Origin of the sequence: Nocardia higoensis NBRC 100133 (genome assembly GCF_000308595.1) — a bacterium.
Lineage (GTDB): Bacteria > Actinomycetota > Actinomycetes > Mycobacteriales > Mycobacteriaceae > Nocardia > Nocardia higoensis.
Map to the genome: position 1 here is coordinate 1 of NZ_BAGA01000125.1, position 22119 is coordinate 22119.

Consider the following 22119-nt stretch of genomic DNA (forward strand, 5'->3'; position numbering starts at 1 on the left):
AGGCGCGCGGCATCTCGGTCAGCTCCACCGCGCTGCAGTTCAACTACCGGGCGGCGGGCAGCGAGGTCGACAGTGTGATCAACCTGGTCGACACCCCCGGCCACTCCGACTTCTCCGAGGACACCTACCGCGTCCTGACCGCGGTCGACGCGGCGGTCATGCTCATCGACGCGGCCAAGGGCCTGGAGCCGCAGACGCTCAAACTCTTCCAGGTCTGCCGCCATCGCGGCATCCCGGTCATCACCGTCATCAACAAGTGGGACCGCCCCGGGCGCGCGCCGCTGGAACTGCTCGACGAGATCGAGGAGCGTATCGGCCTCACCCCGACACCGCTGTTCCTGCCGGTCGGCATCGCCGGCGACTTCCGCGGCCTGCTGCGGCGCGGCCCCGAGGGCGCGGCGACCGAATACATCCACTTCACCCGGACCGCGGGCGGTGCGACCATCGCCCCGGAGGAGTCGCTGACCCCCGAGCAGGCCGAAGCCCGCGAGGGCGAGGCCTGGACCACCGCGGCCGAGGAGAGCGAGCTGCTCGCGGCCACCGGACAGGATCACGACCAGGAGATGTTCCTGGCCGGGCAGACCTCTCCGGTCATCTACGCCTCGGCCATGCTGAATTTCGGCGTGCGGCAGCTGCTGGAGACGCTGGTGGCGCTGGCGCCCGCGCCGGGGCCGCGCACCGACGTCGCCGGGGTGGCGCGCAAGACCACCGATCCGTTCAGCGCGGTGGTGTTCAAGGTGCAGGCGGGCATGGACACCGCCCACCGCGACCGGCTGGCCTTCATGCGGATCGTCTCCGGCGAGTTCGAGCGCGGCATGGTCGTCACGCACGCGCAGACCGGGCGGCCGTTCGCCACCAAGTACGCGCTGACCGTCTTCGGCCGGGAGCGCTCGACGGTCGACACCGCCTACCCGGGCGATGTGGTCGGCCTGGTCAACGCGACCGCGCTGGCGCCGGGTCACACGCTCTACGTGGACAAGAAGGTCGAGTTCCCGCCCATCCCCTCGTTCGCGCCGGAACATTTCGCGGTGCTGCGCGCGCAGAGCGCGGGCAAGTACAAGCAGTTCCGCAAGGCCATCGACCAGCTGGATTCCGAGGGTGTCGTGCAGGTGCTGCGCAACGACGCGCGCGGCGACGCCTCGCCGGTGCTGGCGGCGGTCGGTCCGATGCAGTTCGAGGTGGTCACCGCGCGGATGACCGCGGAGTTCAATGTCGAGACCACGCTCGACCATCTCGGCTACTCGCTGGCGCGGCGCACCGACGCCGAATCGGCCCAGGAGCTGGGACGCCAGCGCGGCGTCGAGGTGTTCACCCGCACCGACGGCGCGATCCTGGCGCTTTTCAGCGACAAGTGGCGATTGCAGTACATCGAGAAGGAGCATCCGAAGCTCACCCTCGAGCCGCTGGTCGCCGCCGCCGACAACTGATCGCCGGGGGGGCGGAGCGTGTCACCGGGAGTCGTTCAGCCCGTGCCCGATTCGCGATAGACCGGGGTACTGCGCGGATCGCGCTGGATCGAGGTGATCCCGTCCTCCTGAGCGATGAGCCCCCAGCGGTCGGAGGTCAGGCGCAGGCTCGGCACGTCGCTGAGCGAGAGCACCACCTCGTAGGTGCGCTGGTAGCCGGTGTGGCTGATCCGCCACTTCCCGTCGTCGCCGCGGACGTAACGGTCGTGGTAGTAGGCCGCGCCGCGCATCAGCAGGTTGTGTTCGGGAATGAGCACGGTGTCGGCGAGATACCAGGTACCGGTGGCGGTATCGCCCGAGACGTCGATCTCGGGATGGTCGCAGCGGTGCTCGGTGATGACATGCGAATCCAGGGTGCTGCGCAGAAACGCCACGAACGCCTCGCGCGACTCGAACTGGAGGTATTCGCTGTAGGTCGCCGTGGCATCGGGGACCATCGTGTCGGCGAACTCGTCCCACGCCTTCATGTCGAGACTGCGCAGATAGCGGTACTTGAGCCTGCTGATCGCCGCGATCTCGACGAAGGTCGCCAGATCGGTGGCAGGGGTGGACTCGCCCGCGACGGCGGACTCCGAGTAGGCGACATCCTCGGGAGTGACGCCGGGCTCGTCGAATTCGTCCAGCGCGTCGAGTTCGGCGTAGTCGTCGCCGGAGGGCGATTCGTCGCCGGAGGGCGCGTCCGCTCCGGCCTGCTCCGGCGGGCCGGTGGACGGCATCGAACGCTCGCCGCGGGCGATCATGTCCGCGACCCTGTCCGGATCCCGGTCCTGCTCGCCCTCACGCTCCATACCATTCACGATCCCATCGTGGCCGCGCGGGACCGAGAGTATTGCCCAGATCTGTATCAGATCGCGACCAGGACAGCACCCGGCCCGCGCACCGGCCACGGCCGGATACGGGTCACCGCCGGGCGGTCACAGACCGAGTGAGAAGCAGGTGCGGCAGAAGTCTTCGCCGAACTCGGTCAGCCGGATGCTCTTGCGCACGATCTTCGGCGCGCGTCCCGCCCGCTTCAACGCCTCTTCGACGATCGGCTGCACCTCGAGCACCATGTACCGGCTGAGCACGACCGGGTCGTCGGAGGTGCGGGTGAGGCCGAGCCGGTTGAGATTGATCAGATAGGACCGCGCGCGGTCCGGGTAACGCACGCCCGCCTGCTCCGGCACCGAGGTCAGATCGCCGCTCACCAGTTCCGAGCCGATACCGAGCGGGCGGTTGGTCCGCACGTCCACCGAGGGCTGCGGCCCGTTGAGCGCCATGAAGCGCAGTATGCGCGCCTCGTCGGGAGCGAGTTCGTCGAGGATCCGGTCGTAGGCCGGGTGCACGTCCTCGGTGAAGTACACATCCGCCGACCGGGCCAGCAGGGCATCGCCGCGACGGCGCAGTTCCTCGGTGGTGGCCGAGCGCAGGTACGAGCCGACCGGAATGGCCTGCTGGTTCGGTCCCGAGGGGGTCGGCACGTAGCTGACGATCTCGCGCACGGAGCCTTCGGTGACGCCGAGTGCGCTGCGGGCGATCGAGCGCAGGGCATTGCCGGTGCGCTCGGCGATGTCCGCGGAGGACTCCCCGTCCAGTGCTGCCTTGGTGATCTCCTTGGTCATCTCCAACGAGGTGTTCACCGCCCACTGGCTACCCCGGACGGCAGTGCCCGCGGCGAGCCCGGCGGCGCGGAACACGCCGCGAATCAGCCTGGCTTCATTACTGATCTGCCGCTGTTCGACGTCCGAACCGCGTTCGACCGAGCGGGAGCCGGCCCGGGCCACCCCCTGTCCGGTCCTGTCGTCTGCCACGTCAACTCCGAAGTATCGCCAAGGTGAACGGATTCGCCCACAGATTGTCCTGCTCACAGATTATTGCCCGGCAAGCACCGCACCGCGAACCCCACCGTCCGCATCGGAACCGGACATTACCCTGTGCTGCGCGCCACCCGCGTCCCGACACCATAGGGCAGATCACAATGCGACCCGCCCCGCACGGTGGTGCTAGTTTGAGTGCCCGGTGAGGAGGTGGTCACCGGATTTCCGCAGGAGGGTGTCATCGTGTTGGAGAGCGTTTTCGGTGTGCACCCGACGATCCTGCTCGAGCTTTTGACAATTCCCCTTTTCACTGGCGTCATCGGATACATCACCAACTGGACCGGCATCCTGATGCTCTTCCAGCCCATCCGGTTTCACGGTATCCGGGTGCTCGGGCTGCGTTCGCTGTATCCGTTCCTGCCCAAGCGCATCCAGGTGCTGCCCTTGCTCAGCTACGACGGCAGGCTCGGCTGGCAGGGCATCGTCCCCTCGCGGGCGGACAAGATGGCCAGCATCGCCGTCGACAAAGGCCTGTCCAAACTCGGCAGCGTCTCGGACTTCTACCGCGAACTCGATCCGGACAAGCTCGCCGAACACCTGGCCGCGACGGCCGACGCGCAGATCACCGACATCATCGAAGAGATATTGCGCCGCGAACATCCGCAACTCTGGTACAACCTGCCCAGCCAGGTCCGTGAACGCGTGCATGCGCGAGTTCGCCAGCAACTGCCGGACATCCTGCGCGAACTGACCGACGAACTCGGCAAGAACATCGATCAGCTCCTCGATGTCAAACAGATGGTCATTCGCTATTTCCAGGCGCGACCGCACCTGCTGAACACGCTGTTCCAAGTTCTCGGCGCGAAGGAACTGCGTTTCATGCAGAACTTCGGCTTCTATTTCGGCGCCCCGATGGGCGTGGTGCTGGTGGCGGTGCTGCACCTGACCGGTCTGTCGTCCTGGGTGGTCCTTCCGGTCGGCGGCGTGATCATCGGCTGGGTGGTCAACTGGATCGGCCTGAACATGATCTTCGCCCCGGCCTATCCGAAGTGGTGGTGCCCGTGGCGCCAGGGCCTGCTGATCAAGCGGCAGCACGAGATCACCGACGGCTACGCCGAACTCGTCTCCACCCAGGTGATGACGGTGGCCAATATCGGCGACGAGCTGCTCAACGGCCCGCGCTCGGACCGCACCCTGCAGATGCTCGAGGACATCCTGCGCCCGGCCGCCGACCGGGCGCTCGGCGCGGCACGCCCCGCGGTGAAGTTCGTGCTCGGCAGCCGGGAGTACGACACGCTGCAGCAGACGCTGACCAACGAGGCCATGTCCATCGCCCCGATGGCCTTCGCCGACCCGGAGTTCAATCTGACTCAGGGCAAGCAGATCAACGACTACATCGCCAAACAGATGGCCGCGCTCGCGCCGCCGGACTTCGTCGACATGTTGCGCTCGGCCATCAAGCAGGACGAGTGGCTTCTTTTCGTTCATGGCGGTGTGCTCGGCCTGATCGCCGGATACGCTCATATCCTGATCTTCGGAACGGAAGTGGCGACGACATGGATATGACGGACTCATCCGACGACGGCCCTCGGCCCGGCCGTCCCGCCGGGGAGCTGTCCCCGTGGCGATCGGCCGAAGCCGCGCCCGCGTCACGGTCGCGCCGCGTCTCGCTGGTCAAGCTTTCCCGGGTCAAGATCATCTCGCCGGTGCAGACCGCGCGCACCGCCGGCGGCGTCGCCAAGGTGGCGCTGACCGCCGCGGGCGAGGTCGCCGCCTGGTCGGTGGACACCGCGATCGGCGTCACCGGCACCGTGGTCAAGGGATCGATGGCCGGTATGCCCGCGCGCGAGGTGCTCGCCGAGGCCGAGGCCGAGGTCCGCGACGCGGTGCGCCGGGCGCTGCGACTGCCCGCCACGCCCGCCTCCGACGCCCCCGGACTGCCGACCCTGCGGGAGCAGGGCGCGGCGCTGCTGCGCCTGTCGGCCAGCGCCGACCCGGAACAGGCCGAGATCCATCCGGCCTACGCGGGCATGCTGGCCGAGCTCACCCCGGATGAGGCCCGGATCCTGCGCCTGCTCTACCGCGAGGGCCCGCAGCCCGCCATCGATGTCCGGGTCGGCCGCCCCCGCGGGCTCGGCGCCGAGCGGCGGGTCGACGGGTTGTGCGTGATCGGCGACCACGCCGGCCTGCGCTTCCCGAACCGGGTGCCGCAATATCTGACCAATCTGCGCAGGCTCGGCCTGATCGAGATGGCCAAGGAACCGGTCGACAACCCGAACCGCTACCAGCTGATCGAAGCGCAGGCGCCGGTGCGGGAGTTGTTGAAGCGCTCCGGATTCGGCACCAAGGTGCACTATCGCAGCATCGTGATCACGCCGTTCGGCGAGGACTTCGTGCGCACCTGCCTGCCGGAGATCGTGCAGGGCGGGCGCGCCGAATCCAGCTGAGCGCGAGCGCTTCCGCCTCGCTCAGGCGTCCTCGGCGAGCTCGAGCCAGCGGGATTCCGCGGCCTCCTTCTCGGCGAGCACCTGCTGCAGTTCGGCGCCGAGGGTGACCAGCTTGTCCGGATCGGTTGCCGCCTCGACCAGCGCGACGTGCAGGCGCTGTTCGCGTTCGGAGAGCTTGTCGATGGCGCGTTCCAGCTTGGCCAGCTCTTTGCGGGCGGCGCGGTAGGAGGCCGAGTCGGTGGCCGGGGCGCTCGCTGCGGGCGCCGAAGCCGAGGTGCTCGCTTGCCGGGGCGCCGCGGCGGCCGCGCGGCGGCGCAGGTACTCCTCGATGCCGCCGGGGAGGTTGGTCAGCTTGCCGTCGCCGAACAGCGCCCAGGTGGAGTCGCAGATGCGCTCGATCAGGTAGCGGTCGTGACTGATGACCACCAGCGTGCCCGCCCAGTTGTCGAGCAGATCCTCGAGCTGCTGCAGGGTGTCGATGTCGAGGTCGTTGGTCGGCTCGTCGAGCAGCAGGACGTTCGGCTCGGACATCAGGATGCGGGTGAGCTGGAGCCTGCGGCGCTCGCCACCGGACAGGTCGCCGACCGGCGTGCGCTGGCGGGCCGGGGTGAAGCCGAGCCGCTCGGCCAGCTGTCCGGCCGAGATCTCCTTGTCGCCCAGCATGATGCGCTGCGCGACCTCCTGCACCGCCTCGAGCACGCGCATGTCGGTGGGCAGATCGTCGAGTTCCTGGCGCAGCCAGCCGATCCGGACCGTCTGGCCCTGGATGCGCTTGCCCGCGGCCGGCTCCACGTCGCCGGCGAGTGCCCGCAGCAGGGTCGTCTTGCCGGAACCGTTGACCCCGACCAGGCCGACCCGCTCGCCCGGCGCGAGCCGCCAGGTGAGGTCGCGGACCAGTTCACGGCCGTCGGGAGTGGTGAGGGTGGTGTCCTCCAATTCGATCACCACCCGGCCCAGGCGCTTGCGCGCGAAGGAGGCCAGGCTGACGCTGTCGCGCGGTTCCGGGACGTCGGCGATGAGGGCTTCGGCCGCTTCCACCCGGTAACGCGGCTTGGAGGTGCGGGCCTGCGGGCCGCGGCGCAGCCAGGCCAGTTCCTTGCGGGCCAGATTGCGCCTGCGCGCCTCGGTGGCGTCGGCCTGACGGGCGCGTTCGGCGCGGGCGAAGATCCAGTCGCCGTAGCCGCCCTCGTAGCTTTCGACCTTGCCGCCGACGACCTCCCAGGTGCGGGTGGCGACGGTGTCGAGGAACCAGCGGTCGTGGGTGACCACGACGAGCGCGCTGCGCCGGTCGAGCAGGTGCCGGGCCAGCCACTGCACGCCCTCGACGTCGAGGTGGTTGGTCGGCTCGTCGAGGACGAGCAGATCCAGATCGCGCACCAGGGCCGCGGCCAGTGCGACGCGGCGGCGTTCGCCGCCGGAGAGGTTGGTGACGGGGGTATCCAGGCCCAGGTCCTGGATACCGATGCCCTCGAGCACCGAGCGCACTCGGGAGTCGGCGGCCCATTCGTGCTCGGCGAGCGAACCGCTCACGGCGTCGTCGGTGAGCCCGGCCAGCACCACGTCGCCGATGGTGGCGCCGTCGGGCAGGACGCCGCGCTGGGTGACCACGGCCATCCGCAACCCGCCGAGCCTGCTGACCCGGCCGGAGTCGGGAGCTTCGAGACCGGTGAGCACCTCGAGCAGCGTGGTCTTGCCGCCACCGTTGAGGCCGACGACGCCGATGCGTTCGCCGGCGTGCACGCCGAGGGAGACGCCGTCGAGCAGCGGGGTGATCCCGAAGCTCTTGGAGACCTGCTCGAGATTGATCAGGTTGGACATGGAACCTTCCGACTCACCGGTGACGCGGGCAGCACTGTGTTGGCGCGGCTCGCGCGAACCGGACAAGCCTACCGAGGGCGGCCGCCGGGAGATCCGGCGCGGGCTCAGTCCTCCGGTTCGACCACCCGGGCGCCGGGCACCGGCCCGCTCGCCGTGCGGATGCCGCGCGCCACTCCCGCGCCCGCCAGCTCGGCGGCGACGGCGACCGCGGCCTCGGCGCTCTCACAGAGGAAGGCGCAGGTGGGTCCGGAACCGGAGACAAGCCCGGCCAGCGCGCCCGCGTCCACCCCGGCGCGCAGGGTGCGACGCAGGTCGGGAGCGAGGGAGACGGCGGCGGCCTGCAGGTCGTTGCCGAGCAGCGGGGCCAGCTGAGTGGCATCGCCGGCGGCGAGCGCCTGCATGAGGGCCTGCGGGTCGCCCAGGCGCGGCGGGTCGCCGTGCTCGCGCAGGCGATCCAGTTCGGCGAACACGGTGGGCGTGGACAGTCCGGTCCTGGCTATGGCCAGCACCCAGTGGAAGGTGTTGCGGGACAACACCGGAAGCAGCCGCTCGCCGCGCCCGGTGCCGAGGGCGGTGCCGCCGTGCAGAGCGAAGGGCACGTCGCTGCCGAGTTCGGCGGCAACGGCGGACAATTCGTCACGATCCAGGCCCATGTCCCACAGTTCGTTGAGCCCGACCAGGGTGGCCGCCGCGTCGGCGCTGCCGCCCGCCATGCCGCCGGCGACCGGGATGCCCTTGTCGATGACGATCTCCACCAGCGGGGCACGACCGACCATGTGCGCCAGGCGAACCGCGGCCTTCCAGACCAGATTGGTCCGGTCGGTGGGCACCTCGGCCGCGCCCTCGCCGCTGACCCGGACGGTGAGCGCGGCCGCGGGCGAGATCCGCAGGTCGTCTCCGAGCGACAGCGCCTGGAACACCGTCGTCAGATCGTGATAGCCGTCGGGGCGCAGGTCGCCGACGCCGAGGTGCAGATTCACCTTCGACGGCGCGCGCACGAGAACCGGACTTGGCACAACTGACAGCACGAGAGCACAGCCTAACTGTTGTCCCCGGCGTCCGCCGGGCACAGCCGCCTCTTGCCAGCGATACCCCCTAGGGGTATGTTGAAACGCGGCGGGCAGATCGGCCGCCCGAGGCAACGAATCCCGGAGGAGTCACGACCATGACCACCACCACCTACACCGTCAAGGGCATGACCTGCGGCCACTGCGCGAGCGCGGTCGAAACCGAGATCAGCAAGATCGATTCGGTGACCGGCGTCGCGGTCGACGTGTCGTCCGGTGCGGTGCGCGTGGAAAGCACCGCACCGCTGGCCGACGCCGATGTCGTCGCCGCCGTGGACGAGGCGGGCTACGAAGTCGCGCTCTGATCCGAGCAACTGCGGGCCGCCGAATCCCCTTGTGTGACAACGTCGGCCGAGCCCCGACGAGAACTGCGCGAGGGTCCGATTCCTCGCTCGAAGGAGGGGCCGCGACAGAAGCGGCCGCGCAGATCGGTAATCGGCTGCGGGCCGGAGCGCGAGGCGCCGGCCGAAGTCAGCGCTGGGCGGCCAACCGCACGTAGGCAGCGGTGTCCAGGGTCTCGCCGCGCGCGGTCGGATCGATGCCCGCCGCCACCAGGCGGCGTTCGGATTCGGCCGTGCCGCCGGCCCAGCCCGCGAGCGCGGCGCGCAAGGTCTTGCGGCGCTGGGCGAAGGCCGCGTCCACGACCTCGAAGACGCGGCGGCGGTGCTCCTCGTCGGTCGGCCACGGCGGCTCGACGTAGCGCTGCACCCGCACCAGGCCGGAGTCGACCCGCGGGACCGGCCAGAAGACCTGGGTGCCGATCGCGCCCGCCCGGCGCACGGAACCGAAGAAGCCCGCCTTGACGCTGGGCACGCCGTACACGCGACTGCCCGGTTCGGCGGCCAACCGGTCGGCCACCTCGGCCTGCACCATCACCAGGGCCGTGGTGAGGCTCGGCAGTTCGGCCAGCAGATGCAACAGGACCGGCACCGCGACGTTGTAGGGCAGGTTCGCGACCAGCGCGGTCGGCTCGAAGGGCAACTCCCCGGCGCTCACCCGCAGGGCGTCGGCCCGGACCACGTGCAGCCGATCGGCCAAGGTGGGCGCCCGGTCGGCGACGGTGGCGGGCAGATGCTCGGCCAGCACCGGATCGATCTCGACCGCCACGACCGTGTCGACGACGTCGAGCAGCGCCAGCGTCAGCGAGCCGAGGCCGGGACCGACCTCGAGCACGGTGTCGGCGCGGCCGACGCCTGCCGCGGTGACGATCCGTCGGACGGTGTTGCCGTCGTGCACGAAGTTCTGGCCGAGTTGCTTGGTCGGGCGCACGCCGAACCGCTCGGCCAGGGTCCGCACCTCGGCGGGGCCGAGCAGCGCGGCCTCGCCACGCGGGGTCGTCGTCGCCCCGGCGTTCTCGCCCCCATCGTTCTCGCTACCGGCGTTCCGGCCGCCGGCGGGAGTCGGGCCGTTGCCGACGGACTCGGCGGCGCCGGAGGCCGCGTTGTGGGCGGCGCTCTCCGGGCGCGCGGAATTGTCACCTCGAGCGGGGATATCGGCGGACGGCACCGCACGAACCTACCAACCGCCGCGCTCGCGGAGACCCGCCCGGCACGCTCCAAGCGTCCGCCGACACCGAAACGGTGCGCCGCGCCGGACAGTTGCGGCTTCGGCGGACGGCACATGTGCCGTCGCGGGCAGGAGGCTCAGAGCCCCAGGCGACCGGTGCAGGCCGGCCAGGCGCCCCAGCCCTGGCGACCGCGGGTGACCTCGGCGATCGCGATCTGCTCCTCACGGGTGGCCAGGTCGGCGCGGGGGGCGTAGCGCAGGCCGCCCTGACGTTCCCAGGTGCTCTGGTCGAACTGGATGCCGCCGTAGTAGCCGTTTCCGGTGTTGATGGCCCAGTTGCCGTTGGACTCACAGGCGGCCAGGGCGTCCCAGAGGTCGCCGTCCTCGACCGGGGGCACCTCGGTGCCCGGCTTGGCGCCCTTGCGGACGGTCTTGGGCTGGGCGGGCACCTGCACCACGGACTCGATCGCGGTGCGCTCGACCTCCTGGCCGTTGACCTTGGTGACGGCGAAGGTCACATCGTGCACGCCGGGGGTGCCCGGCTCCTCCACGATGGTGCGGCTCATATTGAGGGTCTCGTCCTCGATGACGTTCTCCGGCGGATCCAGCGGGAGCGTCTCGGTGATGTTCTCCACCCGCTTTCGGGTCACCACGACCTGCAGGCCCTCGGTCAGCGGGGTGTCCGGCGACGGTTCGACCGTGTCCTGCTGGATCAGCGGGATGCCCGCCACCGACAGGAACTCACCGACGGTGGGCGCGGCCAGGCGGACGTCGACCGGCGCGCCGAAGCCGTCGAGCAGCGAGACGGTGCGCGGGCTGGCCACGTTCAGCACCGCGCCGGTGCGCGGCAGCGGGTTGTCGCGGCCGGGCGAGACGTAGACATCGCCGGGCAGGTTCAGCTGTTCGAGCGCCTGGCCCGCGGTCAGGCCGGTGGTCCAGACCTTGCGCACGGCGCCGTCCACCGAGAGCGCCACCTCGCGCGCCCGGTTCAGCACGATGGTCGCGCCGTCTGCCACCGACGAGCCGAGCCCGGGCTCGACCAGGTCGCGATCGGTCACGTCGAAGCCCGCCGCGCGCAGCACCCCGGCCACATCGCGCGACATGGTGGTGCGCACCGACTGGTTGCCGTCCACCACGACGGTGACGGTCTTGCGATTCACGATCGCCATGGCGGCGCCGACGATGAGAGTCAGCAGCAAAGCCGCCACGGCCGCGTACAGCAGCGGTGAACGCGACTGGTTGATCTTCGCGAACGGAGACATGATCACAGGACCATAACGAGCCGAATTCGGCCCAACAACCGCAGCGAGCTCGCCGGGCTGATCGTCGATCACGATCGGATATCGACACCGCAGCTAGCCGGCATTCCTGTAACCGGTTTGTGATCCGTCTCACATTTGGGTTTTCGATCTTCCGGAACGGGGAATTGTTTCCGTCGGCCCCGTCCGGATTCAGATGCGGTAGAAGCGTCTCGCGTTCGCCGTGGTGATCTCGGCCAATTCCACCGGATCCTGTCCGCGCAATTCGGCCAGCGCGCGCACGGTATAGGGCAGGCAATAGGACTCGTTCGGCGCACCGCGGAACGGATGCGGGGTCAGATAGGGCGCATCGGTCTCCACCAGGATCTGCCCGTCGGGCACCACCTTCGCCGCCTCACGCACCTCGTGCGCGTTCTTGAAACTGACATTGCCGGAGAAGCTGAGCACATAGCCCTCGTCGACGCAGGCCATCGCCATGTTCGGGTCCGAGGAGAAGCAGTGGAAGATCACCGTGGCCGGCGCGCCCTCGTCGAGCAACACGGTCAGCAGGTCGTGATCGGCTTCCCGGTTGTGGATCATCAGCGGCTTGCGCACCCGCTTGGCCAGGTCGATGTGCCAGCGGAAGCCCTCGATCTGGGTCTCGATGTCGGCGCAGCCGTCGAGCTTGCCCGGCCAGTAGTAGTCCAGTCCGGTCTCCCCCACCGCAACCGTGCGCGGGTCGGCGGCGAGGCGCTCCAGCTCGGCCTTCGCCTCGTCGTCGAGCGCGTTCGCGCGCGTCGGGTGCAGGGCGACCGCCGCGAAGACCCGCGGATCCCACCGCGCCGCGTCCACTGCCCAGCGCGCCGCGGCGAGGTCGTCGGCCACGGTGACGATCCGGCCGACGCCGACCTTCTCCGCCCGATCGACGATCTCCGCCGTGGAGGCGGCGTCGGTGGCGCCGCAGGCGTCGAGGTGGGTATGCGCGTCGACCAGCGGGGACAGCGGTTCCGGCAGGTCGGGGGCGGGTCGCTTCGCGTTCATCGGGCTCCTGGTCCATCACGGGCGCGGCCGTCGGCGACCGCGGGTTCGCGCAGCAACTACAGTAGTCAGCACCATGAACGCGGACGCACCAGCCTTCTACGTCACCACGGCCATCGCCTACCCGAACGGCGCACCGCACATCGGGCACGCCTACGAGTACATCTCCTCGGACGCCATCGCCCGGTTCAAGCGCCTCGACGGCTTCGACGTGTTCTTCATGACCGGCACCGACGAACACGGCCAGAAGATGCAGCAGACCGCCGCCGCCGAGGGCATCCCGGTCCAGGACCTGGCCGCCCGGAACTCCGACGTCTTCGAGCGGCTCGACAAGGCCCTCGACATCTCCTACGACCGGTTCATCCGCACCACCGACGCCGACCATCTGCGCGCCAGCGAGGTCATCTGGCAGCGGATGCTGGCCAACGGCGACATCTACCTGGACAACTACTCCGGCTGGTACTCGGTGCGCGACGAGGCGTTCTACACCGAGGAGGAGACCACGCTGCTCGACGACGGCAGCCGCATCTCCACCGAGACCAAGACCCCGGTCACCTGGACCGAGGAGTCGAACTTCTTCTTCCGGCTGTCGAACTACCAGGACAAGCTGCTCGCGCTCTACGAGGAGCATCCGGAATTCGTCGCGCCCTCGACCCGGCGCAACGAGATCGTCAGCTACGTCAAGGCCGGACTCAAGGACCTGTCCATCTCGCGCACCACCTTCGACTGGGGTGTGCCGGTGCCCGATCACCCCGATCATGTGATGTACGTGTGGGTGGACGCGCTCACCAACTACCTCACCGGCGTCGGTTTCCCCGATCTGGATTCACCCGAGTTCCAGAAGTACTGGCCCGCCGATCTGCATATCATCGGCAAGGACATCACCCGTTTCCACGCGGTGTACTGGCCCGCCTTCCTGATGTCGGCGGGCATCGCCCTGCCGAAACGCGTGTTCGTGCACGGCTTCCTGTACAACAAGGGCGAGAAGATGTCGAAGTCGGTCGGCAATGTCGTCGACCCGCTCGCCCTGGTGGACGAATACGGCCTCGACGCCGTGCGTTTCTTCCTGCTGCGCGAGATCTCCTACGGCCAGGACGGCAGCTACAGCCACGAGGCGATCGTCTCGCGCATCAACGCCGATCTGGCCAACGAATTCGGCAATCTGGTGCAGCGCAGCCTGACCATGGTGAACAAGAATTGCGACGCGGTCGTTCCGACGCCGGGCAAATTCACCGACGAGGACCGCGCGCTGCTCGACCGCGCCAACGGCCTGCTCGAGCGCTGCCGCGCCGAATTCGACAACCAGCAGCTGCACCTCGCGCTCGAGGCGATCTGGCTGACCCTCGGCGAGACCAACCGGTACTTCTCCGCCCAGGCGCCGTGGGCACTGCGCAAGTCCGGCACCGAGGAGGATCTCGCCAGGATGGCGACGGTGCTCTACGTGACCCTGGAGGTGGTCCGCATCGTCGCCATCCTGGTGCAGCCGGTCATGCCGGGCTCCGCGGCCCGGATCCTGGATCTGCTGGGCACGCGGGGTCGCACGTTCGCCGATATCGCGACGCCGCTGACGCCGGGGGCCGCGCTGCCGGCGCCCGCTCCGGTGTTCCCGCGCTACGTCGAGCCCAAGGACGGCGAGGCGAAGTAGCCGCCGACGGCGAGAACCCTTCTCCAGCAACGGTTCTCGCCGATCGGATCATGTTCGGACGGCGCTGCTCACCGCCAGCGGGCCAGCAGTCGCTCGGCTTCCTTCCCCAGCGCGGCCTGCAGGAACGGGCCGAAACTGATCCTGGCGACACCCTGCTCGGCGAGTTCGGCCTTGTTCGAGACATCGGGGACGGCGATGGCATTGACCGGAAGCGGCAGCCGGGAGGTGAGCGCGCGCATGGTGTCGGCGGAATGCCTGCCCACCGGGTACAGCACGTCGGCGCCCGCCTTCGCCGCCAGTGTCAGCCGGTCGACGGCGCGGTCGAGCCGATCGGACTCCTCGCCCTCCCGACGCAGGAACAGGTCGGTGCGGGCGTTGACCACCACGTGCACACCCGCGGCGTCGGCGAATTCGCGTAGCCCGCGCACGAGTTCGGCGTGCTCGTCCGCCCCGCGCAGCCGGCCGCCTTCGCTGTGCACCGTGTCCTCGATGTTGAGGCCGACCGCGCCCGCTTCGAGCAGACCGTCGATCAGCTGGGCCGAGCTGAGCGCGTAGCCGGATTCGATATCGACCGAGACCGGCACATCGACGGCGGCGGTCACCTGCCGCACTCTGGTGAGCAGTTCGGTGTAGGTCATGCCCTCGCCGTCAGCGCGGCCGACCGAGTCCGCGACGGGGTGGCTGCCCATGGTCAGCGCCGGGAAGCCCGCCGCCACAGCGAGATTCGCCGACCAGGCGTCCCATACGGTCGGCAGCACGACCGGGTCGCCCGGGCGGTGCAGCGCCAGCAGGGCCTTGGCTTTGCTCTCCAGAGTCGTCATACGTTCGATCATGGTCGCCGCGCGGGCGGGCCGCAGGCCGACACGCGAAGGCGTCGGGCGGGCGCGGTTCAGTCGCAGCTCGGGCCCGTGGATCCGGTGCGGCCCGCGTGGGTGTCGAGCACGCGCGCGCCCGGGCCCTCGTCGCCGAGACGGTCACGTTCGTTGACGATCTTGCAGACGCCGAGCGAGAGGCAACCGCAGCCGATACAGCCGGTCAGACTGTCGCGCAGGCGGATCAACTGCTCGATGCGGTCGTCGAGGTCGGCGCGCCAGGTGGTCGAGACCGTCTCCCAGTCGCGCTTGGTTGGGGTGCGGCCCTCGGGCAGGCGATCGAGTTCGGCCTTGATCTCGCTGAGCGGGATCCCCACCCGCTGCGAGATGCGGATGAAGGCCACTCGGCGCAGCATGTCGCGCGGATAGCGCCGCTGGTTGCCGCTGGTGCGACGGCTGGAGATCAGGCCCTCTCGTTCGTAGAAGTGCAGGGCCGACACCGCGACGCCGCTGCGTTGCGACAGTTGACCGGGGGTCAATTCCTTGGCACGCCAATCGGCTGTCGACATCACACTCCTTCGCTCGGGGTGAACCATACTTCAGGTTCGCCGGGACCGGGCCATTTCGGACACATGCGCATAAATGTTTCTTTCCGGGCGTCGACTTCCCGGCACGGCGCGACACGATCAACGTGCTCACCGGCGCCGGGAGCATTACGGTCGGAGCATGGACCACGGCTACGGCGTCACCTCCGAGGTGGGCGTTCTGCGCACGGTGATGCTGCACCGGCCAGGTGCCGAACTGCGCAGGCTCACTCCGCGCAACAGCGATCAACTGCTCTTCGACGGCATCCCCTGGGTCGAGCGCGCCCAGCAGGAGCACGACATGTTCACCGAGGTGCTGCGCGGGCGCGGCGTCGAAGTGCTGCTGCTGGCCGACCTGCTGGCCGAGACCCTGGCGGTCAGCGGGGCCGCCCGGATCCAGGGCATCAGCGCCGCCGTCGACGCGCGCCGGCTCGGGCACACCCTCGCCGACGAACTGGCCGCGCACCTGCGCGGCGTGGCCGCCGCGGACCTGGCCGAGATCCTGATGGCGGGCATGACCTTCGACGAACTGCCGTTCGCGCACGACGGCACCTCGCTCGTGCGCCGGATGCACCACGGCAGCGATTTCGTCATCGCCCCGCTGCCCAATCTGCTGTTCACCCGAGATTCCTCGTTCTGGGTGGGCCCGCGGGTGGCGATCACCTCCCTCGCGCTGCCCGCCCGGATGCGCGAGACCTCACTGACCGACCTGGTCTACGCCTTCCATCCGCGCTTCCTCGGCGTGCGCCGCGCCTACGAGTCCCACACCGCGCCGATCGAAGGCGGCGACGTGCTGCTGCTCGCGCCGGGCGTGGTCGCGGTAGGTGTCGGTGAGCGGACCAGCCCGGCAGGCGCGGAAGCGCTGGCGCGCAGCCTCTTCGACGACGATCTCGCGCACACCGTGCTGGTGGTGCCGATCGCGCAGAGCCGGGCCACCATGCACCTGGACACCGTGTGCACCATGGTCGACACCGACGCGGTGGTGATGTACCCGGCGCTGCGCGACGAACTGCACGCGTTCACCATCCGGCGCGGCGACGACTACGGCGGGCGCGAGGATCCTTCCGGGGTCACCATGAGCGGGCCCGACCCGTTCCTGCCCGCCGCCGCCGACGCCATGGGCATCGGCAAGCTGCGGGTCATCGACACCGGCTCGGATGTGGTGACCGCCGAGCGCGAGCAGTGGGACGACGGCAACAACACCCTGGCGCTGGCGCCCGGCGTGGTCGTCGCCTACGAACGCAACGAGGTGACCAATGCCCGGCTCGCCGACGCGGGCATCGAGGTGCTCACCATCTCCGGCTCCGAGCTGGGCTCCGGCCGCGGCGGCCCCCGTTGCCTGTCCTGTCCCCTGTCCCGCGAGACCGTCTGAGACCAGTGCTGACCCTCACCATCGACCACGACTCCACCGAACCGCCGTTCGAACAGCTGCGGATGGCCGTCTTCGCCCTGGTCCGCTCCGGCGAACTCGCCGCGGGCACGAAGATCCCGACCGTGCGCGCGCTGGCCGCCCAGCTCGGGCTGGCGCCCAACACGGTCGCCCGCGCCTACAAGGAACTCGAGGAAGACGGCGTCCTGGAGACCCGCGGCAGGCTCGGCACCTTCATCGCCTCCTCCGGCGATCCGACCAAGGACGCCGCGGGCCGGGCCGCCGTCGCCTATGTCGCCACGATCCGGCGGCTCGGGCTCGACGACGAGGCCGCGTTGCACTACGTGCGTGCCGCGCTGGACTGAGGTCTGCTAGCGCCAGCTGGGTAGCCAGAGCCGGATCTGCCACTCGTGCGGGCTGATCGCCATCGCCGACATGATCGGCCAGAGCCAGATGAAGTTGGCCACGACCAAGCCGAGATACAGGCACACCGCGAGCAGGCCGAGACTGCGGCGCTCGTCGGGGACCAGGAAGGCGTTCGGGTCGGCGATGCGATGCGGGGCCGCGCGCGCCGGGCCGATGATGTCACCGAGGACCAGCGCGACCGCCATCATCAGGAACGGGGCGAGCGGCACCGCGTAGAAGAAGTACATCTGCCGGTCCAGCGTCAGGAACCACGGCAGCAGCGCGGCGCCGTAACCGGCCAGCACCGCGCCGTAGCGCCAGTCCCTGCGCACCGCCCAGCGCCACAATCCCCACACCAGCACGGGCAACGAGATCCACCAGATGGCGGGCGTGCCGATCAGCATGACCGCCTTGACACACTGGCCGGGCTCGCAGCTGGCGACATTGTCGGCGTAGTAGTAGAGCATCGGCCGCAGGCCCATCGGCCAGGTCCACGGCTTGGACTCCCACGGGTGGATATTGCCGGCCGAGTTCGTCAGGCTCGAGTGGAAGGCCAGCGACTCCCCGCTGTAGAACCACAGCGAGCGCAGGGCCTCGGGCAGGAAGGACCAGGTCCCGTCGGTGCCGATCTGGTTGCCGACCGCGTGCCGGTAGACGCCGGTCTCGCTGATGAACCAGGCCCAGTAGGTCGACAGGTACACGCCGAGCGGCACCAGCACCAGGGCGTACAGCGCCGGGCCGACATCACGCAGCGCGGTGCCCCGGCACGGGCTCGGCACCCCGTAGGCGCGGCGGGCGGTCAGATCGAAGCAGACGCTGAGAATGCCGAACGCGGCGATGAAATACAGGCCCGACCATTTGGTACCGCACGCCAGCCCGAGCAGCACGCCCGCGCCGAAACGCCACCAGCGCACGCCCAGTCGCGGGCCCCATCGGCTCATCGCGATCCGGCCCTCGGCGTCGGCGCGGGCCAGCCGCTGCCGCACGTCGTCGCGGTCGACGATCAGGCAGCCGAACGCGGCGGTCACGAACAACGCCATGAAGATGTCGAGCATGCCGATGCGCGAGGACACGTAGAGCACGCCGTCGGCGAGCATCAGGATGCCCGCGATCGCGCCGACCAGCGTGGAGCGCGTCATCCGCCGCACGATCCGCACCACGAGCAGCACCAGGATCGTGCCGGCCAGCGCGGCGGTGAACCGCCAGCCCCAGCCGTTGTAGCCGAACAGCAGCTCGCCGAGCGCGATCATCTGCTTGCCGACCGGCGGGTGCACGACCAGGCCGTAGCCGGGGTTGTCCTCGACTCCGCCGCCGGTCAGCATCTGCCAGGCCTGCGGGGCGTAGTGCTTCTCGTCGAAGACCGGGGTGCCGCCGTCGGTCGGGTAGTTCAAGGCGCTGAACCGGGTGACGGCGGCGAGCGCGGTCAGCACCGCGGTGACCAGCCAGCCGCGCAGGGTGTCGACCGGCCCGAAATCCGGGGAAGGGCGAAGCGGGGCGGGGCTCGACCAGGTGGTGGCCGCGGCCCCGGGTGCGGTCGCGCGGTCGGTCACCTGGGTCACGGACCCGATCGTATGCGGTCACCCCGACCGGGGGTGGAATCGGCGAGCCCGCGCCCGGTCGGCGACGATCGGGGTCGTGGGCATCGGGACGGCCGCGCTCGCCGGACCGGGCCGCCGATTAGGCTGAGTCGTCACGGCCGCGCGGACGGCTCCAGCCGGGCCGAAGGATGCGGCCGCGGGAGCGAGACGACGACCACGCATCGCGCACCTCGCCGCCACGACACCGCCGGCGCGGCCCGGCACCGACGAAGACGACGACCGGACGGAGCACGGTGACAGCCGAGGAGACAACGGCCGGATCGGCGGGCGGCAGGCTGATCCTGGCCGCGACGCCGATGGGCGAGATCGGCGACGCCTCCCAGCGTCTGCGCGAGGCCCTGGCCACCGCCGACGTGGTCGCCGCCGAGGACACCCGCCGCACCCGCGCCCTCGCCAAGGCCCTCGGCCTGGAGATCACCGGCCGGGTCGTCAGCTTCTACGACCACGTCGAAGCCGCCCGCATCCCGGCGCTGCTCGAGGACATCGGCGCGGGCCGTACGGTCCTGCTGGTCACCGACGCCGGGATGCCCTCGGTCTCCGATCCGGGCTATCGCATGGTCGCCGCCTGCGTCGAACGCGACCTCCCGGTCACCTGCCTGCCGGGGCCGTCCGCGGTCACCACCGCCCTGGCGCTGTCGGCCCTTCCGGTGGAACGCTTCTGCTTCGACGGCTTTCCGCCCCGCAAGTCCGGCGCCCGCAAGCAGTGGCTGCGCACCCTGCGTACCGAACCCCGCGCGTGCGTGTTCTTCGAAGCCCCGCATCGCCTCGCCGACTGTCTCGCCGATGCCGTCGAGGTCCTCGGTCCCGACCGCCGCGCCGCCGTCTGCCGCGAGCTCACCAAGACCTACGAGGAGGTCGTCCGCGGCACGCTCGGCGAACTGGCCGACTGGGCCGTCGACGGAGCCCGCGGCGAGATCACCGTGGTCCTGGCAGGCGCCGCCCCCACCGAGGCCGACCCCGCCTCCCTCGTCGACGAAGTCCAGGCCCTCGTCGACGACGGCCTGCGTTTGAAGGACGCCTGCGCCCAGGTCGCCGGCGCCACCGGCGCCTCCCGTCGCGAGCTCTACGACGCGGTCCTCGCCGCCCGCGCGGGGCGCTGAGCAACGACGTGCCCGTCGGCGGCTCCGAACGGTCACGGTGTGGTTCGCGCCGCCGGCTCTGCTCACCCCGGCCCGCGCCTGGCCCGAACGTGACCGGTCTTCGGGCAGCGATGTCCGTGGTGCCCGGCCGCGCTACCGCCCGAGGACCGCGAGCATTCCCGCGACGGCGCGCGGCCAGGTGAACTGCTCGGCCCGGCGACGGGCGGCCTGCCTGCGGGAGGCGGCAGGACGAGCGAGTACGTCGGTGACCGCGGCGGCGAAGGCGGCGGGATCGTCGGCGGCTACGGCACCGCATTCGGCGGTGACGATATCGGCCAGCGCGGAGGACCGGCTGGCGACGACGGGGGTGCCCGCGGCGAGGGCTTCGAGTGCGGCCAGGCCGAAGGTTTCGTGGGGGCCGGGGGCGAGAGAGACGTCGGCGGTGGCCAGCAGAGTGGCTACCCGGTGGCGATCGGTGAGGAAGCCGGTGAAGTGAACCGCTGGTCGGCCGTCGGGCAGCGCGGGGACCGTGCGGGCACGTCTGCCGAGCGCGTCCCGGCGGGGGCCGTCGCCCGCGATCACGAGGCGGACCGGGCGGCCCGCGCGGGCGAGTTCGGCGGCGGCTTCGATGCTGCGGTCCACACGCTTCTCCACCGAGAGCCTGCCGCAGTGCACGAGCAGCGGGTGGCCGGGGACGCCGAGGTCCGCGCGCAGGTCGCCGTCGCGGCGGAGCGGGCTGAAGAGGTCGAGATCGACGCCGAGCGGGACCAGCTCGACATTCGACGCGTCGATCCGCCGGAATTCCGCGCGGGCGAATTCCGTGGTGCAGACGACGATGTCGTAGTCGGCGGCCGTGCGGCGGTTGGCGAGATCGGCGAGGCGGCGGGCGCTGGGACCGGGCAGCACCTGCCCCAGCAGGCGGTCGAGGCGCTCGTGCGAGATCATCACGCTCGCGACGTCGCGGCGGCGGGCCCAGCGGCCGAAGCCGCGCAGGGTGAGGCGGTCGGAGACCTCGAGGGCGTCGGGCCGCAGGCCGCGCAGCACGTCGGCGACGCGGCGGGGGTCGGCTGCCCGGTAACCGCCGGTCAGCGGAATCGGTACGGCGGGCAGCGTGATCCGCAGCGCGCCGCCGGGTAACACCTCTTCGGCGCGGCGCGGCCCCGGGACGATCAGCACCACCTCGTGCCCGGCCGCGGCGTACCCGGCTCCGAGATGGTGCAGCGCCGTGCGCAGCCCACCCGAGCGGGGGCCGTAGAAGTTGGCCAGCTGGACTATGCGCATTCCGCCGATCGTGGTCGGGCGGGGTTACACGCAAGCCCTGGGAACACAACGGGCGGTGAACGACCGGAAACGATCGGGCGTCAGCGCCCCGGGACTCCACGGACCGCGCGCGGCAGGTCCAGGTCCAGCGGGATACGCCCCACCGCCAGATGGTGCTCGACCTCGGACGCGGGCATCGGGCGGGCGATGAGGAATCCCTGCGCCCGGTAGCAGCCCAGCCCCACCAGGGTGCGCGCCGCGACGGCGGTCTCCACGCCCTCGCCGACCACGCCGAGGCCGAAGGAACCCGCCAGGCCGATGATGGATTTCACGATGGCCAGATCGTCGGTGCTGGCGCCGAGCCGCTGCACGAAACCGCGGTCGATCTTCACCGCGTCCACCGGCAACGCCTTGAGGTGCGACAGCGAGCTGTAGCCGGTGCCGAAATCGTCGATGGCGATCTGCACGCCCATCCGCTTGAGCCCGCGCAGGGTGACCTGGGTGCGAGCCAGGTCCTGCACCACCACGTGTTCGGTGATCTCCAGGCACACCGAGCTGCCGTCGATGGCGTACTCGCGCAGGATGTCCTCGATGCGCTCGACGAAATCCAGGCTCACCAGCTGCACCGGGGACACGTTGATCCGCATGACGGTGTCGGCGGCCAGGCCGCGCGCACGCCAGTCGGCGAACTGCTTGCACGCCGTCCGGATCACCCAACGGCCCAGCTCCCCGGCGAGATTGGTGGCCTCGGCCACGGTCACGAAGGCCGCGGGCGGCAACAGGCCCCTGGTCGGATGCATCCAGCGCACCAGCGCCTCCAACGCCACCACGCGGCCGGTGCGCAGATCCACCTCGGGCTGGAAGTGCAGCAGCAGCGAGCCGTCGGACACCGCGCCGCGCAGGTTCAGCTCCACATCGTCCTGCAGCTCGAACTGCGCGCGCATGGCGTCGGTGAACACCGCGACGCCGTTGCCGCCGCCGGATTTCGCAG

Annotated in this window: 20 protein-coding genes; 8 read left to right on the top strand and 12 right to left on the bottom strand. The window is 70.3% G+C overall.

The annotated features are described in order from the left end of the window. The coding region (locus ON26_RS22685; RefSeq protein WP_040798327.1) for a peptide chain release factor 3 at positions 1–1427 on the top strand (1427 nt) is incomplete at its 5' end. Positions 1428–1462: 35 nt separating this feature from the next. On the opposite strand, the gene ON26_RS22690 is transcribed toward ON26_RS22685, so the two are convergent. Next, positions 1463–1999: a nuclear transport factor 2 family protein gene (locus ON26_RS22690; RefSeq protein ID WP_040798359.1), complete on the bottom strand. Its 537-nt coding sequence runs from the start codon at positions 1997–1999 to the stop codon at positions 1463–1465. 381 nt (positions 2000–2380) lie between these two features. Beyond that, entirely contained in the window at positions 2381–3256 is an 876-nt protein-coding gene (locus ON26_RS34705) for a DUF4393 domain-containing protein (protein ID WP_083884297.1), read from the bottom strand. Between the two features lie 249 nt (positions 3257–3505). Here ON26_RS34705 and ON26_RS22700 point away from each other — a divergent pair, with 249 nt between their 5' ends. Together ON26_RS22700 and ON26_RS22705 are read left to right on the top strand one after the other, a co-directional pair. Beyond that, on the top strand, positions 3506–4828 hold the full coding sequence (locus ON26_RS22700) for a DUF445 domain-containing protein (RefSeq protein WP_051027382.1): 1323 nt from the start codon (positions 3506–3508) through the stop codon (positions 4826–4828). Continuing rightward, positions 4825–5709 carry an Abi-alpha family protein gene (locus ON26_RS22705; RefSeq protein ID WP_040798329.1) on the top strand — a complete coding sequence of 295 codons (885 nt, stop codon included), beginning with the start codon at positions 4825–4827 and terminating at the stop codon, positions 5707–5709. Before ON26_RS22700 ends, ON26_RS22705 begins: the two co-directional genes overlap by 4 nt. Positions 5710–5730: 21 nt before the next feature. On the opposite strand, the gene ON26_RS22710 is transcribed toward ON26_RS22705, so the two are convergent. Both ON26_RS22710 and ON26_RS22715 read right to left on the bottom strand, forming a co-directional pair. Continuing rightward, positions 5731–7527, bottom strand: coding sequence for an ABC-F family ATP-binding cassette domain-containing protein (locus ON26_RS22710; RefSeq protein ID WP_040798332.1), 1797 nt, complete (start codon positions 7525–7527; stop codon positions 5731–5733). 104 nt (positions 7528–7631) lie between these two features. Continuing rightward, positions 7632–8555, bottom strand: coding sequence for a 4-(cytidine 5'-diphospho)-2-C-methyl-D-erythritol kinase (locus ON26_RS22715; protein WP_040798334.1), 924 nt, complete (start codon positions 8553–8555; stop codon positions 7632–7634). A 137-nt stretch (positions 8556–8692) separates the two neighbouring features. Between ON26_RS22715 and ON26_RS22720 the strand changes: the two genes are divergently transcribed. Next, entirely contained in the window at positions 8693–8899 is a 207-nt protein-coding gene (locus ON26_RS22720) for a heavy-metal-associated domain-containing protein (RefSeq protein ID WP_040798337.1), read from the top strand. Positions 8900–9065: 166 nt separating this feature from the next. On the opposite strand, the gene rsmA is transcribed toward ON26_RS22720, so the two are convergent. The 3 genes from rsmA to ON26_RS22735 all read right to left on the bottom strand — a co-directional run bounded on the left by rsmA (position 9066) and on the right by ON26_RS22735 (position 12379). Continuing rightward, positions 9066–9908, bottom strand: coding sequence for a 16S rRNA (adenine(1518)-N(6)/adenine(1519)-N(6))-dimethyltransferase RsmA (gene rsmA, locus ON26_RS22725; protein ID WP_040798368.1), 843 nt, complete (start codon positions 9906–9908; stop codon positions 9066–9068). A 329-nt stretch (positions 9909–10237) separates the two neighbouring features. Beyond that, positions 10238–11362 carry a resuscitation-promoting factor gene (locus ON26_RS22730; RefSeq protein WP_040798369.1) on the bottom strand — a complete coding sequence of 375 codons (1125 nt, stop codon included), beginning with the start codon at positions 11360–11362 and terminating at the stop codon, positions 10238–10240. A 189-nt stretch (positions 11363–11551) separates the two neighbouring features. After that, on the bottom strand, positions 11552–12379 hold the full coding sequence (locus ON26_RS22735; RefSeq protein WP_040798340.1) for a TatD family hydrolase: 828 nt from the start codon (positions 12377–12379) through the stop codon (positions 11552–11554). Positions 12380–12452: 73 nt separating this feature from the next. Between ON26_RS22735 and metG the strand changes: the two genes are divergently transcribed. Then, positions 12453–14021, top strand: a complete 1569-nt coding sequence (gene metG, locus ON26_RS22740) for a methionine--tRNA ligase (RefSeq protein WP_040798342.1) — start codon at positions 12453–12455, stop codon at positions 14019–14021. A gap of 68 nt (positions 14022–14089) precedes the next feature. On the opposite strand, the gene ON26_RS22745 is transcribed toward metG, so the two are convergent. Then, complete coding sequence (locus ON26_RS22745; protein WP_040798345.1) at positions 14090–14842, bottom strand: isocitrate lyase/PEP mutase family protein; 753 nt, start codon at positions 14840–14842, stop codon at positions 14090–14092. A gap of 68 nt (positions 14843–14910) precedes the next feature. Further along, positions 14911–15402, bottom strand: a complete 492-nt coding sequence (gene soxR / locus ON26_RS22750; RefSeq protein WP_051027378.1) for a redox-sensitive transcriptional activator SoxR — start codon at positions 15400–15402, stop codon at positions 14911–14913. Positions 15403–15559: 157 nt separating this feature from the next. Between soxR and arcA the strand changes: the two genes are divergently transcribed. Beyond that, entirely contained in the window at positions 15560–16789 is a 1230-nt protein-coding gene (gene arcA, locus ON26_RS22755) for an arginine deiminase (RefSeq protein WP_040798348.1), read from the top strand. Further along, on the top strand, positions 16786–17151 hold the full coding sequence (locus tag ON26_RS22760) for a GntR family transcriptional regulator (protein WP_373280956.1): 366 nt from the start codon (positions 16786–16788) through the stop codon (positions 17149–17151). The genes arcA and ON26_RS22760 overlap by 4 nt, the downstream gene beginning before the upstream one ends. 6 nt (positions 17152–17157) lie before the next feature. On the opposite strand, the gene ON26_RS22765 is transcribed toward ON26_RS22760, so the two are convergent. Further along, positions 17158–18750, bottom strand: coding sequence for a dolichyl-phosphate-mannose--protein mannosyltransferase (locus tag ON26_RS22765; RefSeq protein WP_040798352.1), 1593 nt, complete (start codon positions 18748–18750; stop codon positions 17158–17160). A gap of 272 nt (positions 18751–19022) precedes the next feature. Between ON26_RS22765 and rsmI the strand changes: the two genes are divergently transcribed. Then, the gene (rsmI, locus tag ON26_RS22770; protein ID WP_281032406.1) at positions 19023–19889 is read left to right on the top strand and encodes a 16S rRNA (cytidine(1402)-2'-O)-methyltransferase; all 867 of its coding nucleotides are present in this window, start codon (positions 19023–19025) and stop codon (positions 19887–19889) included. A gap of 132 nt (positions 19890–20021) precedes the next feature. Here the strand turns inward: rsmI and ON26_RS22775 are convergent, their stop codons facing one another. Further along, positions 20022–21149, bottom strand: a complete 1128-nt coding sequence (locus ON26_RS22775; RefSeq protein ID WP_040798354.1) for a glycosyltransferase — start codon at positions 21147–21149, stop codon at positions 20022–20024. Positions 21150–21229: 80 nt separating this feature from the next. After that, a partial coding sequence (locus tag ON26_RS22780; protein WP_040798356.1) for a putative bifunctional diguanylate cyclase/phosphodiesterase occupies positions 21230–22119 on the bottom strand: 890 nt, incomplete at its 5' end.

Excerpts from the sequence above, each read along its gene's own strand:
- ON26_RS22705 (WP_040798329.1), top strand. The coding sequence starts at position 4,825 with ATGACGGACTCATCCGACGACGGCCCTCGGCCCGGCCGTCCCGCCGGG.
- ON26_RS22710 (WP_040798332.1), bottom strand. The coding sequence starts at position 7,527 with ATGTCCAACCTGATCAATCTCGAGCAGGTCTCCAAGAGCTTCGGGATC.
- ON26_RS22720 (WP_040798337.1), top strand. The coding sequence starts at position 8,693 with ATGACCACCACCACCTACACCGTCAAGGGCATGACCTGCGGCCACTGC.
- ON26_RS22730 (WP_040798369.1), bottom strand. The coding sequence starts at position 11,362 with ATGTCTCCGTTCGCGAAGATCAACCAGTCGCGTTCACCGCTGCTGTAC.
- ON26_RS22735 (WP_040798340.1), bottom strand. The coding sequence starts at position 12,379 with ATGAACGCGAAGCGACCCGCCCCCGACCTGCCGGAACCGCTGTCCCCG.
- metG (WP_040798342.1), top strand. The coding sequence starts at position 12,453 with ATGAACGCGGACGCACCAGCCTTCTACGTCACCACGGCCATCGCCTAC.
- ON26_RS22745 (WP_040798345.1), bottom strand. The coding sequence starts at position 14,842 with ATGACGACTCTGGAGAGCAAAGCCAAGGCCCTGCTGGCGCTGCACCGC.
- soxR (WP_051027378.1), bottom strand. The coding sequence starts at position 15,402 with ATGTCGACAGCCGATTGGCGTGCCAAGGAATTGACCCCCGGTCAACTG.
- arcA (WP_040798348.1), top strand. The coding sequence starts at position 15,560 with ATGGACCACGGCTACGGCGTCACCTCCGAGGTGGGCGTTCTGCGCACG.
- ON26_RS22775 (WP_040798354.1), bottom strand. The coding sequence starts at position 21,149 with ATGCGCATAGTCCAGCTGGCCAACTTCTACGGCCCCCGCTCGGGTGGG.